The organism is Pantoea sp. S62, assembly GCF_016658625.1.
Taxonomy (GTDB): domain Bacteria; phylum Pseudomonadota; class Gammaproteobacteria; order Enterobacterales; family Enterobacteriaceae; genus Pantoea; species Pantoea vagans.
The window spans coordinates 181,053-194,475 of the sequence record NZ_JACVVI010000009.1; the positions used below are offsets into that span (position 1 = coordinate 181,053).

At 57.3% G+C, this 13,423-nt stretch carries 12 protein-coding genes; 8 read left to right on the plus strand and 4 right to left on the minus strand.

Going from position 1 to position 13,423, the window contains the following annotated elements; translation table 11 throughout:
• Positions 1-12: 12 nt before the first annotated feature.
• Positions 13-774, minus strand: coding sequence for a DNA-binding transcriptional repressor YgbI (gene ygbI / locus IBT54_RS14690; RefSeq protein WP_201252370.1), 762 nt, complete (start codon positions 772-774; stop codon positions 13-15).
• 267 nt (positions 775-1,041) lie between these two features.
• Between ygbI and ltnD the strand changes: the two genes are divergently transcribed.
• From ltnD to IBT54_RS14715, 5 genes are all read left to right on the plus strand, one after another.
• The gene (ltnD, locus tag IBT54_RS14695; RefSeq protein WP_147789743.1) at positions 1,042-1,947 is read left to right on the plus strand and encodes an L-threonate dehydrogenase; all 906 of its coding nucleotides are present in this window, start codon (positions 1,042-1,044) and stop codon (positions 1,945-1,947) included.
• On the plus strand, positions 1,947-3,209 hold the full coding sequence (gene otnK / locus IBT54_RS14700; RefSeq protein WP_201252371.1) for a 3-oxo-tetronate kinase: 1,263 nt from the start codon (positions 1,947-1,949) through the stop codon (positions 3,207-3,209). The genes ltnD and otnK overlap by 1 nt, the downstream gene beginning before the upstream one ends.
• Positions 3,202-3,846 (plus strand): aldolase, encoded by a 645-nt coding sequence (locus IBT54_RS14705; protein WP_201252372.1) that lies wholly within the window; start codon positions 3,202-3,204, stop codon positions 3,844-3,846. The genes otnK and IBT54_RS14705 overlap by 8 nt, the downstream gene beginning before the upstream one ends.
• Positions 3,846-4,631 carry an HPr family phosphocarrier protein gene (locus IBT54_RS14710; RefSeq protein ID WP_147789741.1) on the plus strand — a complete coding sequence of 262 codons (786 nt, stop codon included), beginning with the start codon at positions 3,846-3,848 and terminating at the stop codon, positions 4,629-4,631. Before IBT54_RS14705 ends, IBT54_RS14710 begins: the two co-directional genes overlap by 1 nt.
• 125 nt (positions 4,632-4,756) lie before the next feature.
• On the plus strand, positions 4,757-6,112 hold the full coding sequence (locus tag IBT54_RS14715; RefSeq protein ID WP_201252373.1) for a GntP family transporter: 1,356 nt from the start codon (positions 4,757-4,759) through the stop codon (positions 6,110-6,112).
• A 51-nt stretch (positions 6,113-6,163) separates the two neighbouring features.
• Here the strand turns inward: IBT54_RS14715 and sbcB are convergent, their stop codons facing one another.
• Complete coding sequence (gene sbcB, locus IBT54_RS14720) at positions 6,164-7,591, minus strand: exodeoxyribonuclease I (RefSeq protein ID WP_033783616.1); 1,428 nt, start codon at positions 7,589-7,591, stop codon at positions 6,164-6,166.
• A 565-nt stretch (positions 7,592-8,156) separates the two neighbouring features.
• Between sbcB and dacD the strand changes: the two genes are divergently transcribed.
• The 3 genes from dacD (at position 8,157) to tmaR (ending at position 11,125) form a co-directional block, all read left to right on the plus strand.
• Positions 8,157-9,320, plus strand: coding sequence for a serine-type D-Ala-D-Ala carboxypeptidase DacD (gene dacD / locus IBT54_RS14725; protein ID WP_179291158.1), 1,164 nt, complete (start codon positions 8,157-8,159; stop codon positions 9,318-9,320).
• Between the two features lie 259 nt (positions 9,321-9,579).
• Complete coding sequence (locus tag IBT54_RS14730) at positions 9,580-10,638, plus strand: FUSC family protein (protein WP_033733196.1); 1,059 nt, start codon at positions 9,580-9,582, stop codon at positions 10,636-10,638.
• A 160-nt stretch (positions 10,639-10,798) separates the two neighbouring features.
• Positions 10,799-11,125, plus strand: coding sequence for a PTS system regulator TmaR (tmaR, locus tag IBT54_RS14735; RefSeq protein ID WP_004571340.1), 327 nt, complete (start codon positions 10,799-10,801; stop codon positions 11,123-11,125).
• An 88-nt stretch (positions 11,126-11,213) separates the two neighbouring features.
• Here the strand turns inward: tmaR and IBT54_RS14740 are convergent, their stop codons facing one another.
• On the minus strand, positions 11,214-12,275 hold the full coding sequence (locus IBT54_RS14740; protein WP_201252374.1) for a LacI family DNA-binding transcriptional regulator: 1,062 nt from the start codon (positions 12,273-12,275) through the stop codon (positions 11,214-11,216).
• Positions 12,276-12,403: 128 nt separating this feature from the next.
• Positions 12,404-13,318, minus strand: a complete 915-nt coding sequence (locus IBT54_RS14745) for a ketopantoate reductase family protein (RefSeq protein WP_013358418.1) — start codon at positions 13,316-13,318, stop codon at positions 12,404-12,406.
• Positions 13,319-13,423: the final 105 nt, after the last annotated feature.

Below are 13,423 nucleotides of genomic sequence, written 5' to 3' on the forward strand. Positions count from 1 at the left end.
GGCGGCAACAGCTTAACCGGCCAGCACCAGTTCCCAGCTGCCCGCACTCAATAGTTCCCGCCCCGCATCACTCAGTTTGTTGTCTGTCACCACCTGATCAAACCTCTCCAGCGGTAACGCCAGGAACGTTGCTATTCTGTTGTACTTCGAACTGTCACTCAGTAAAACCCGCTTGCTGCTCACGTCGCACACTGCCTGCTTCACCATCACTTTATCTTCATCCGGTGTAAACAAGCCGCGTGGCCCCCAGCAGGAGGCGGAGATAAAGGCGATATCAATGGCCAGATTGCGCAGGCTGCGTGCTGCCGACTCGCCGACGCAGGAGCGGTTCTCCCGGCATACGGTGCCGCCCGTGTGGATAACCCGGCACTGACTCGCCTCCATCAGCAGATTCGTCACCATGAAATCATTGGTGACCACCAGTAAATCATCACGATCCACCACTTCCTGTGCCAGCGCTAACGTCGTGGTCCCGGCATCCAGATAGATGCAGCTATTACGGGGGATGTGACGGGCAGCAGTGCGGCCAATGGCGCGCTTTTCATCGTTGTAGAGGGTGCTTTTCGTCAGATGGGACGGTTCAGCCGCCAGTCGATCGGCGGAGCGCACGCCGCCGGAAACCGACAGCACGGCGCCTTGTTCTTCCAGTTTCTGCACATCCCGGCGTATCGTCATGTGCGATACGCCCAGCCGCTCAGTTAACTCTGCAATGCTCACTACGCCCCGATCGGCCACCAGTGCCAGAATCTGTTGATGACGTTCAACCGGAATCATATCTGCTCCCTGATAATTACCATTTTTTCACATTATAAAGTATCTGCCGGTCAACCAGAACAAAAAATAACAGCTGATACAGGGCGGGCAGCTGCACTCAACGGGCTAACGCAAAGTGAGGCCGGTAAAACAGGCAGTGTTAAAAATTGTTCCCGTTCACACTGGTGATGTTTTTTTGTGAGAAGTGACACATTTTTACCGACAGGAAGCTGGCAGGATTAACAGTAACAAACAAATAATCACTTAATTTAACAGTGGAGGCGTAACGTGCCAGCTGAAAACATCTGCGTTATCGGGTTAGGTTCCATGGGTATGGGTGCGGCGAAGTCCTGTCTGCGTGCTGGTCTCAACACCTGGGGCGTCGATTTGAATCCTGCGGCCCTGGAGAGCTTACGTCAGGCCGGCGCACGTGATGCACAGTCATCCGCCTCAGCCTTTGCAGATCAGCTCGATGCCGTTTTGTTGCTGGTGGTCAATGCAAAGCAGGTTAACGCCATTCTGTTCGGTGAAGATGGCCTGGCCGCAAAACTGCGTCCGGGCACGGTGGTGATGGTCTCATCCACACTCTCAGCGCAGGATGCGCAGCAGATTGAACAGCGGCTGGCTGAACATCAGTTGCTGATGCTGGATGCCCCGGTGTCGGGCGGCGCGGCCAAAGCGGCCAGCGGTGAAATGACGGTAATGGCATCCGGCAGTGATACGGCTTTTGCACAGCTGCAGCCGGTGCTGGATGCGGTGGCTGCCAAAGTCTATCGCGTGGGCAATGAAATTGGCCTCGGGTCAACCGTCAAAATTATTCATCAGCTGCTGGCGGGCGTTCATATCGCGGTGGGCGCAGAGGCGATGGCGCTGGCGGCGCGAGCCGGTATTCCGCTTGAAACCATGTATGAAGTGGTCACCAATGCCGCGGGCAACTCCTGGATGTTCGGGGACCGTATGAAGCATGTGGTAGATGGCGACTACAGCCCGAAATCGGCCGTCGATATCTTCGTGAAAGATCTCAACCTGGTGGCCGATACCGCAAAATCGCTGCACTTCCCGCTGCCGCTGGCTTCAACCGCCCTCAACATGTTTACCGAAGCGAGCAACGCCGGTTATGGCCGGGAAGATGACAGTGCGGTAATCAAAATCTTCAGCGGCATCACGCTGCCGCAGGCAGGGGAGAACAGCTGATGCGTCTTGGCGTAATAGCGGACGATTTTACCGGCGCAACGGATATCGCCAGTTTTCTGGTGCAGAACGGCCTGACCACCATTCAGTTCAACGGTATCCCCGCCAGCGAAGAGAGGACCGAGGCGCAGGCGATTGTGGTCAGCCTGAAGAGCCGTTCCTGTCCGGCAGATCAGGCGGTTGCGCAGTCGCTGGCCGCGCTGGCGTGGCTGCAGAAACAGGGCTGCGAGCGCTTCTACTTCAAATATTGTTCCACCTTCGACAGCACCGCGCAGGGCAATATCGGTCCGGTGACCGATGCGCTGCTGAATGCGCTGGGCGAGACGCAGACGGTCATTTGTCCGGCGCTGCCGGTGAACGGGCGCACCGTCTATCAGGGCTATCTGTTTGTCGGCGATCAGATGCTGTCCGATTCCGGCATGCGGCATCATCCGGTCACGCCGATGCAGGACAGCAACCTGATGCGTCTGATGATGTCGCAGGCAACCGGCAAAGCCGGGCTGATCGCGGCGGCACAGGTCGATCAGGGCGCAGCGTCAGTGCGTCAGGCGCTGGGCCAGCTGGCGGAGCAGGGCATTAATTACGTCGTTACTGACAGCCTGCATCAGGCGCATCTGTTGACGCTGGGTGAAGCACTCAGTGACAGGCGGCTGGTGACCGGCGGTTCCGGGCTGGCCATCGGTCTGGCGCGGCAGTGGGCGACGGCTGAGACAGACTCAGAGGCGGAAAAGGCAGGCCGTCCGCGCGGCGATCGCGCCGTGGTGCTGTCCGGATCCTGTTCGCAGATGACTAATCGTCAGGTTGCCGCGTACCGCCAGCTGGCACCGGCCTGCGAAGTAGAGATTGAGCATTGTCTGGAAGATGCAGAAGGGTATGCCCGGAAGCTGTGCGACTGGGTGGAAGCTAACAGCCATCAGACGCTGGCCCCGCTGCTGTTTGCCACCGCCGACGCGCAGCAACTGCAGGTGATTCAGCAGCGCTATGGCGCGCAGCGCAGCAGCGAAGCCGTTGAGCAGCTGTTCGCCGCTGTCACCCGCGAGCTGAAAGGGCGCGGCTGGCAGCGCTTTATTGTGGCGGGAGGGGAAACCTCCGGCGTAGTCGCGCAGAGCCTGGGTGTAACCGCCTTTCACATCGGCCCGACCATTTCGCCCGGCGTGCCCTGGGTGCGCGACATCCATCAGCCTCTCTCGCTGGCACTGAAATCGGGCAATTTTGGCGACGAAGATTTCTTCCGCCGCGCGCAAACGGAGTTTACCTATGTCTGAATCTTTCCTTTTAGCGGAACAGCAGGCGCGTGACGAAATGGTCCGTCTCGGCGCCTCGTTCTTTCAGCGCGGCTATGCCACCGGCTCAGCGGGCAACCTCTCAATGTTGCTGGCGGATGGCAATCTGCTGGCGACCCCTACCGGTTCCTGCCTCGGGGAATTGCAGGGTGACCGGCTGTCGAAAGTGACGCCTGAGGGGGAATGGCTCTCCGGTGATAAACCCTCAAAAGAGATTGCGTTTCACCGCGCGCTCTACCTGAATAACCCCGACTGCCGCGCAGTGGTGCATCTGCATAGCCACTACCTGACGGCGCTCTCCTGTTTACAGGGGCTGGATACGGACAACTGCATCCGTCCGTTTACCCCCTATGTGGTCATGCGCGTCGGTGATGTGCCGGTCGTGCCTTACTACAAGCCGGGCGATGGGCGTCTGGCCGATGATCTGGCGGCGCTGGCGCCGCGTTACCGCGCCTTTTTACTGGCGAATCACGGCCCGGTGGTGGTAGGGAAATCCTTACAGGAAGCGGCGGACAACACGGAAGAGCTGGAAGAGACCGCCCGTCTGATCTTTACCCTTGGTGACCGCCCGATCCGTTATCTCAGCGATGCCGAAGTGGCGGAATTAAGGAGCCGATAATGCCGAAGTTTGCTGCTAACCTTTCGACGCAGTTTAATGAATATCCCTTTGCCGAACGCTTCGCTGCAGCGGCGAAAGCCGGTTTTACAGCGGTCGAATTTCTGTTTCCTTATGACTATCCCGCCACGCAGATAAAACAGTGGCTCGATGATAACCAGCTGCAACTGGTGCTGTTCAATACCGCGCCGGGCAATGTCGCAGCGGGTGAGTGGGGCGTCTCCGCCATTCCCGGACGGGAAGCAGAAGCAAAGGCAGATATTGACCGCGCCCTGAGCTATGCGCTGGCGCTGAACTGCCCGCAGGTTCATATCATGGCGGCGACGGTGCCGCCCGATGCCGATCGTCAGCGCTACGTTGAGACCTTTATCAGCAACATGCGCTATGCGGCTGAGCGCTTTGCGCCGCACGGCATCAGCCTGCTGATAGAAGCGCTTAACCCGGTAACCAAGCCCAACTATCTCTACGCCAGCCAATATCAGACGCTGGAGATGGTAGAACAGATCGACCGGCCGAACGTGTTCACTCAGCTCGACCTGTTTCACGCACAGCGGGTGGACGGCAACCTCAGCCATCTGATTCGCCACTATGCGGGACGTTATCGACACGTACAGATTGCGTCAGCACCGGATCGTCATGAGCCGGATGAGGGGGAAGTTAATTATCCGTACCTCTTCTCGCTGCTGGATGAGGTTGGCTATTCCGGCTGGGTCGGCTGCGAATATATCCCGCGAGGCAGCACGACCGAGGGCCTTGGCTGGTTTGCACCCTGGGCGCAAAAAACCTGATTGAACAGGCTGAAAAACCGGTGTTTCAGCACCGGTCGGGAGCGACTTGCCCTTTTTCTGACTCTGCACCTGCTATTTCTGTACGCCTGAAACCCAAAAAAATATAACAATTTCTGAGGTTTACTATGTCCACCGCACTGCTGTTAGCCATAGCGACCGCCAGCATCGTGATCCTGCTGCTGCTGGTCATCAAAGCCAAAGTTCATCCGTTTGTCGCCCTGCTGATTGTCAGCCTGCTGGTGGCGATTGCGACCGGCATTCCGGCTGAAAAAATCATGGAGACGATTATCACCGGGATGGGTGGGCTGCTCGGTCACATCACTATCATCATCGTGCTGGGTGCCATGCTTGGGGCAATTATTGAAGCCTCCGGCGGGGCTGAATCACTGGCGCAACGCTTCAGTAAAACGCTGGGGCTGAAGCGAACCGTTGCGGCATTGACCATGGCAGCCTTTATCCTGGGCATTCCGGTCTTTTTCGAAGTGGGCTTTATCATCGTCATCCCGTTGATTTATGGCTTCACTAAGGTGGCGCGGGTCTCACCCCTGAAGTTTGGCCTGCCGATGGCGGGCGTGATGCTGACGGTGCACGTGGCGCTGCCAACCCATCCGGGTGCGGCGGCGGCGGCCGGAATCCTGCACACCGATATGGGCTGGCTGATGATGCTGGGTATCGCGATTTCTGTGCCGGTCGGGATCATTGGCTACTACGTGGCGAAAGTGATGAACCGTCGCCATTACCATCTGTCGGTCGACGTGCTGGAACAGTTGCAGATGGCGAAGCCAGAGGGGCAGGAAAAGAAAAATGAACCGGCCCCGCCTGGCGCGCTGACTATCAGCGGTCTGATTGTGGTCCCGATTGTATTGATCGTGCTGGGAACGCTGTCCCATACCCTGCTGGCGGAAGGCAGTCTGCTGCGAAATGTTATGACCGTGATCGGCACGCCGCCGATTGCCCTGCTGATTGCCTTAGGACTGGCGGCCTGGCTGCTGGGCGTGCGGCGTGGCTGGAGCAAAGATAAGCTGGAAGATCTCACCGGTCGGGCCATTCCCACCTCTGCCAGCGTAATTCTGGTGGCCGGTGCGGGTGGGGCATTTGGCAAAGTGCTGGTGGAGTCAGGGGTAGGTAAAGCGCTGGCGGTCACGCTGGAAACGCTGCATCTGCCGCTGGTGCCGGCTGCCTTTATCCTGTCGCTGGCGCTGCGCGCCTCACAGGGGTCCGCCACGGTAGCCATCCTGACCACCAGCGGTCTGCTGACGCAGGCGGTGACCGGCGTAACGGATATGCAACGGGTACTGGTGACGCTGGCAGCCTGTTTCGGCGGGCTGGGGTTGTCACACGTCAATGATGCGGGATTCTGGGTAGTGACGCGCTATCTGGGGCTTTCCGTGGCCGACGGTTTACGCACCTGGACGGTGCTGACGACGATAATGGGATTAAGCGGTTTTGTGCTGACCTGGCTGGCGTGGACGGTGCTCTGATTCAGCAAGACAGGAAAGCCTGACCCGGCAGGGTCAGGCTTTCATATTGGTTCAGGAGACCAGTTCCTGCGCATAAAGATAGAGCGCTTTGAGCTGCCCAACCTTTTCTGCATCCGCTTCATGCAGATTAGCCAGTCCCTCCAGCTCCTGCATAAATGCCTGCACCCGATCACTATTCAATACTTCACGGCGATGCTGCAACCAGCGCTGCTGCTCGGCATCATCCAGCGTGCCGGGGAAGTTACGCGCCCGGTAGCGGAACAGCAGTTTCGCCACCCTCGCACTCTCAAAGCTCAGGTCCAGCGCAGGCAGATTGGCGGGCGCGGTCTGGCGGATAATATTCATTCCGGCACGGTCGGCATCACTGAAGAACCCATCATAGAGCTGCGTATCCACGTCGTCTGACGGCGTAAACGGCTCGGCTTCGGCAAACAGCGTGACCAGTTTTTCCCGCACGTCAGGCTGCTGACGCAGCAGCGCCAGATTCGCCAGGCAGTGCTGACGATCAATGCCCAGCCGGGCCGCATCTTCCGGACGCAGCGTACTGGCAGGTGCCAGCACCGGACACTTGTTGATATGTACCAGTTTAACCGGCACCGCAGGCAGATCGCCCAGGTCGTTTTTCGGCGTGTAAAGACGCTCACGCAGGGTATCGGCATCCAGTTGCAGCAGCGGCGACATATCGCCTGCCAGATCCACCACGATCAGCGCATTACGGTTATCGGGATGCCAGGCCAGTGGCACAATCCAGCTGGTGTTGCCGCGCGCCGCGCCAAACATGCCGGAGACATGGACCAGCGGTTTCATCTGCGGGATGTCGATCAGGTTCATCAGCTTGTTTTTGTTACGGTGGGTAAACAAAAAATCAAACAGTTTTGGCTGCTTCTCTTTTACCAGCTTCGCCATCGCCAGCGTGGCGTAAACATCGGACATCGCATCGTGCGCATTTTCATGGGCCACGCCGTTGGCTTTGGTCAGATGCTCCAGCCGGAAGCTCGGAAAGCCTTCTTCATTTTCCGGCCAGTTGATTCCGTCGGGCCTCAGCGCATAGCAGGCACGCATCACATCGAGCAGGTCCCAGCGTGAGTTGCCGTTTTGCCAGGCCCAGCCGTAAGGATCGTAAAAGTTGCGATAGAAGATATTACGCGTCACTTCATCATCGAAACGCACGTTGTTGTAGCCGACCACGCAGGTTTGTTCGGTGGTGAACAGCTTATGAATGCGTTCGGCAAACTCTGCTTCGATTACGCCGCGGCTCATCGCTATCTGCGGGGTAATGCCGGTAATCATCACCGCTTCGGGCTGTGGCAGATAGTCATCAGGCGGACGGCAATAGAACACTTCTGGCTCGCCAACAGGATTGAACTCACCGTCGGTGCGCAGGCCGGCGAACTGGGCGGGCCGGTCACGAGAGGGGCTGGTGCCGAAGGTCTCGTAATCGTGGAACAGAAAAGTGGGCTGTACGCGGTCGTTATTCAAATTTCATATCCGTTCATTGCGTTCACTGACTTTATGAACAGAGCGTGCTGAATCGGCTCTGCTCGCTCTGTAACTTTCTGCGCGCAGCAGGATGAGATGTGATCGTTATGTCTGATGCGCGGGCGCAGGGTTCAGCCGTACAGTGCCATTATAGCGGCTCATGGCTGCGGCTGGCGCTCGTCACGTATGGTAAACCATATTCCTGCGCGTCTGAAGTTAAGGGTAAAGCCTGCCTGATAACTCTTTTTGACAACCAGCCATTGGCGACCGCCGCAACAGACTCAGCCGCCCGTTTTGGCGGATGTCCAGAACCGGGGGCCGTTGCACATTTTCTCACTACGTCTGTATGCCACTTTCAGGCCTTTTCGTGGCCTCAAACCTGCACCGCATCTTTTCTGTCGCGGTCAGCCGACGGACGGATTCACTTACCCGGTTCATCCGGTCATTGCCAGTTCATACTTTTTTTCAATTTATTCAAACCTTCACAACGCTTTTGCCGTACAACGTGCGGCTGTTTCCGTTTCGTTTTAGAAATTTTCTCTCCCGTGCAATTAAGGATGAAGTGTTGAAAAGGCGTCTGTTGTTCACCGTTACCGCTACTGTTTTTTGGGCCTCGCTGGCACAGGCTGATGCGATTCCCTTTCCTGTGACGCCTCCGGCGATTGATGCGGCTTCCTGGGTTTTGATGGATGCCACCACCGGGCAGGTGCTGACCGCGGGCAATCCCGATGAACGCCGCAATCCTGCCAGCCTGACCAAACTGATGACCGGCTACGTAGTCGACCGCGCTATCGACCAGAAGAAAATCAGCCGTGACGACATGGTCACGGTCGGCAAAGATGCCTGGGCGGCGGGAAATCCGGTATTTAAAGGCTCCTCACTGATGTTCCTGAAGCCAGGCGATAAGCTGAGCGTCCGGGATCTAAGCCGCGGCGTGATTATCGATTCCGGCAATGACGCCTGTGTTGCACTGGCGGATTACGTGGCCGGCAGCGAAGCGAACTTCGTTGGCATGATGAATCATTATGTTGAGAAGCTCGGCCTGCAGAATACCCACTTTGAGACCGTTCATGGTCTGGATGCGCCGGGTCAGTACTCCAGCGCGCTGGATATGGCGAAGCTGTCACGCGCGATTATCGATGGTGAGCCTGACTTTTATGCCATGTACAGTGAGAAAACCCTGAGCTGGAACGGCATTACTCAGAACAACCGTAATGGCCTGCTGTGGGATAACAACCTGCACGTTGATGGGCTGAAAACCGGTCACACGGAAACCGCTGGCTTTAACATCATCGCGTCAAATGTAGTGGGTAAACATCGGCTGATCGCCGTCGTGATGGGCGGTAAAAGCCCGAAAGGCCGCGAAGAGCAGGCGCGTAAACTGCTGGTCTGGGGTCAGAACACCTTTGATACCGTTCAGCTGTTCCATGCCGGTAAGAAGATTGGCAGCGAAAACGTCTGGTACGGCAATCCGCATCAGGTAGAAGTGGGAACGGCAGAAGATGTCTATCTGTCACTGCCGCGCAGTGAAGTGCAGAACGTGAAGGCGAAGTACGTCATCGATCGCAAAGATCTGGAAGCGCCGCTGAAAGCCAATGAAGTGATTGGAGAAATTCAGGTGATGGATAAAGATCAGCAGATTGCTCACTATCCGCTGGTGGCGCTGAGTGCGGTAGAGCCAGCAGGTGTGATTACCCGTCTGACGGACTATCTTAAACAGAAATTCTGATTAATCGCCGGGCAGTACAGAAACGGGCAGCCTGCGGGCTGCCCGTTTTCACATTTACACCCTGAGCCTGTTACTGATTCATGAGAAAGGTTAAAAAGCCGTATTCAGTTGTTCATGACTTCCGGTCAGGTATGTGAGTCGGATGTTGATAATTGTAAGCGAACGTCAAAACTGTTTTGAAATATCCGGCCCGTGCTAAGCCCGAGCCGCGTTCAGGGTTAAGATAGCCCCATCATGTTCCCGTAACCGGAAAGTCACTTTGCGTCCTGACAAGCCCATCTCGAAACTGGAGTTCTGGTTTTATCGCCATTACCGATCCGTCCACGGCGTGCGCATTGCCATCGCCTTTTTACTCTGCTTCATCTTTGTCCGGGCGACCGGTATTCCGGAAGGCACCTGGCCGCTGATCACGCTGGTGGTGGTGATGGGGCCCATTTCCACCTGGGGAAATGTTTTTCCGCGCGCCCTGCAGCGCATCTGCGGCACGGTGGCGGGGTCGATTTCCGGACTGATTGCCCTGAAGCTGGAGCTGATCTCCATGCCGGTGATGCTGGCCTGGTGCGGCATCATCATGGTAATCAGCGGCTACCTGACGCTGGGCAAACATCCCTATATGGCACTGTTGATCGGGATTACCCTGAGCGTGGTAGTGGGGGCACCAACCGGCGACTTCACCGTGGCGCTGTGGCGCGGCGGAGATGTGATTCTGGGATCGCTGATGGCGCTGCTGTTTACCGCGATCTGGGCGCAGCGTGCCTATACACACTGGCGGATTCAGCTCTCCGACACGCTGGCGGGCATGGCAAAAATCTATCACGCCGGTTTCTCGCCTAACCTGGTTGAAAAGCCACGCCTCAACAAGCCGCTGGGCAAATTGCTGACCAGCGTGATCAAGATGCGGGCGCTGCTGGAGCCGTCGAGCAAAGAGACCCGCATCCCGAAGTCGGTGCTTGAAGCGATTCAGACAATAAACCGTAATATGGTTTACACCATTGAGATGCAGATTAATGCCTGGTGGGCCTCGCGTGAGAGTCACCTGATAATGCTTAACGCGCCTGCACTCCGCCGCACACAGCAGATGACAGAGAACACGCTACGGGCGCTCTCGGTAATGGCGATTGAGGGCGAAACAGAAGAGGTGATTGCCAACAGTCATGAGCTGACCGAAATCAGCGGCGAACTGCGCAGACTGATCGCCGAAGCGGGCAGCGACGGGCTGGAAGAGACGCCAATCTATGGCTACGTCTGGCTGACGCTGGAACTGGCGAAACAGCTGGAGCGCATGACCGATCTGATGCGGATGGCGCTGCGCAAATAATCACCTCAGACAATGACTTAATGTGAAACCGGGTTTCTTTGCGCTAAGATAAGAGCCAGTCTGAATTTAGCTGTGAAAATTGCTTACCTGGCGGGCTAGCCGCTAAGCTGATCGTTTTGACTCTCTCCCTGCGTCAGCAGGCTTAAAGAAAGGTGCCATCATGGAAAATGCCAAGCAGTCATTTCAGGACGTACTGGAGTTCGTGCGTATGTTCCGCCGCAAAAACAAACTGCAGCGTGAAATTGTCGATAACGAGAAGAAAATCCGCGATAACCAGAAGCGCGTTCTGCTGCTCGACAACCTGAGCGAATATATCAAACCCGGCATGAGCGTTGAGGCTATTCAGGAAATCATCGCCAGCATGCGTGTGGATTATGAAGACCGCGTGGATGAGTACATCATCAAAAACGCCGACCTGTCGAAAGAGCGTCGCGAGCTGTCGAAAAAAATCAAAGCGATGGGCGTGGGCGAACACCCGAAAGCATAAGAACAGGGCGCTTATGCGTTTTGCGTTCCATGCGAACCCGCATTCACGTCGGTGATGCGGGTTTTTTATTGCCTGTCTCAGCGCAGAATTATTTACCCGCCAGCCTGCGGGCAATCTCCTGTAGCTGACGGGAGAGCGCCACTACATCGACCCGCTCATCCGCGGGCGGGGCGGTGGTCTCACGGATCACCAGCATGGTTTCCAGCGCGTTGTCTGGTGCCTCTTCATCCTGAAGCCGCGCCAGCATCCGCTCAACACTCTGTGCGCCAAGATAGTGTAAATCCTGCCGCACCGTGGTCAGCGGCGGCTGATACCACGCGCTCTCGGCGGTATCGTCATAACCAATCACGGAGATCTCGTCAGGAATGGCGACACCATACTGATGCAGCGCCCGCATCGCACCCAGCGCCATCTGATCGTTGGCAACCAGCAGCGCCTGCGGCAGGTCATCGGGCAACTGCGTCAGCAGCGCCTGATAACCCGATTGCGCGCTCCAGTCACCGCGCAGCGCGCAATGCGGCGTTAGCTGATGATCGGCCAGCGCCTGACGCCATGCGTTTTCGCGCTGACGGGCTGACACCGAGCGCAGCGGCCCGCTTAACAGGCCAATCTGACGATGCCCCAGCGCCACCAGATGTTCAACGGCGGCACGTGCGCCGGACTCATTGGGATACTGACACTGCGCCACCGCCGCCTGCGGTTCGACATCCAGAAACAGCACCGGCTTGCCGCCGCACAGCAGCTGGATCTGCTGCGCTTCATCGGCATCCAGCGGCAGGTTAATCAGCAGCCCATCAACCCGCTGAGCCAGCAGTTCATTCACGGTGGCGGCCGCATCGTGGCCGCTGTCCATCGCAATCACCAGATGATAACCCGCCCGTGCAGCACGCTGCTGAATCGCCGAGGCGATCTGCGCCGGTGCCATCAGGGCCAGGTCGCTGGTCGCGAGACCTAACGTGCGCGTTGCTTTGCCCGCCAGCTGCTGCGCCACCCGATTGGGCACATAATTGAGCTGCTGCATCGCCGCCTCAACCCTTTCCCGCGTGCGGGCTGACACCTGTTCAGAACGATTTAAAACACGTGAAACGGTTTGATATGAGACGCCGGCCAGTTGAGCGACATCATCAAGGGTCACGGAGCGGGAAGTCATTGAACTCTCCAATAGATGAAGCGACGAGTGTAACAAATTTTCATGCTGTACTGCTGCTGCCAGCCACACGTTTACCGCCACGCCAGCGGGAAACGTGGCGGCAGCCGACCCGCTAACGCTGCCGGTTGTTAACGCTGCTGCAGATAGACCTGCAGGTTTACATCCACCGCATTCAGCAGCGGCGTGGCAAGCCCGTTTCGTTTTGCCCGCAGCAGCAGGTCGCCGATGATCTGATCGGCTTCAATATCATAACCCTGGGTGAGATCGCGGTACATTGAGGAGGTCATCGGGGTCGCGGGATTGTTTAACAGTTCAAAAATGCGGGCCGTCACCGCCGGGCGCGGCTGATAGCCTTCGGCAGTTATGACAGACAGGATCTCCGTAAAGATCCCCTGAAGCAGCGCTTCGCCGCCGCGCGCGGTGAGGATCTGCCGGGTATCGCCGCGTGCCAGGCAGCAGACTGCGCCGAGGGTGCTGAGCAGCAGCCACTTTTCCCACAGCTCATCCATAATGTTATCGCTGAACAGGGTATCAACCTGACAGTCGCGCAGCGCAGCATCAACCCGCTGCAGCCGTTCATCATTGTTGCCGTCCAGCGCACCGTATAAGAGCTGGTGCAGTGGCGTCATCTGGATGACGTCGCCCTGATCACCCAGCGTGGCGTTGATTTTGCACAGGCCACCAATCACCTTATCTTCGCCGAAACGCTGTTGCAGCGTTGCGATATGCCGCATTCCGTTGAGAATTGGCATGATCAGCGTGTCCGGGCCGACAGCCGGCGCAATGTCCTCCATCACCTGATCAAGGGTAAAGCTTTTTACCGTCACAATAATCAGATCAAAGTGACCTGTCAGGGTGCTGGCCTGCGTCAGCTGCGGCTGTAACTTTTCGGTGCCCTGCGGCGTCTGCAACACCAGCCCATTGTTTTGCAACTGCTGATAACGGCGTTCACGCACCAGAAAAGTCACGTCCTGACCCGCCTGAGCCAGTCGTGCACCAAAGTATCCACCGGTCGCGCCGGCGCCTGCCATCAGAATCCGCATTCCACTCTTCCTTTGCTGAAAACCTTTACCTTAGAACGCCGTGAGCGCGCTTACCAGCGTTAGCCTCCGGCGCAGCGTATCGGGGTGCGTGAAAAAACAGGCAGG